A 270-nucleotide genomic window follows, 5' to 3' on the forward strand; every position below is an offset into this window, starting at 1 on the left:
GATGGGCGCGTATATCCGCGAGTACGAGGACGGCCGCGATCTCTGTGCGGGCTGCTGGCCGGCTGGCGAGTGCGAGCGCTGCGGGACCGAAACAACCGAGACCACGCTTTCAGGCGAGTACCGCTGTCGGCGGTGTCAGGAAACGATCCGTGGTCGGGATTCGACACGCCCTGCTGACCAGGCGGGCCTCGGGGAGTGGTCGTGATGACTGACGAGACTGTGTACGTGTCGCGGCGACGCTACACGAACCGAAGCGTCTACCACACCGAC

General features: G+C 65.6%; 1 protein-coding gene. It reads left to right on the plus strand.

Going from position 1 to position 270, the window contains the following annotated elements:
* On the plus strand, positions 1-205 hold a 205-nt coding region (locus EPY72_RS19625), incomplete at its 5' end, for a hypothetical protein (protein WP_210423473.1).
* Positions 206-270 lie beyond the last annotated feature (65 nt).

The sequence above is a fragment of the Halorussus marinus genome (genome assembly GCF_004765795.1).
In the GTDB taxonomy this organism is placed as follows: domain Archaea; phylum Halobacteriota; class Halobacteria; order Halobacteriales; family Haladaptataceae; genus Halorussus; species Halorussus marinus.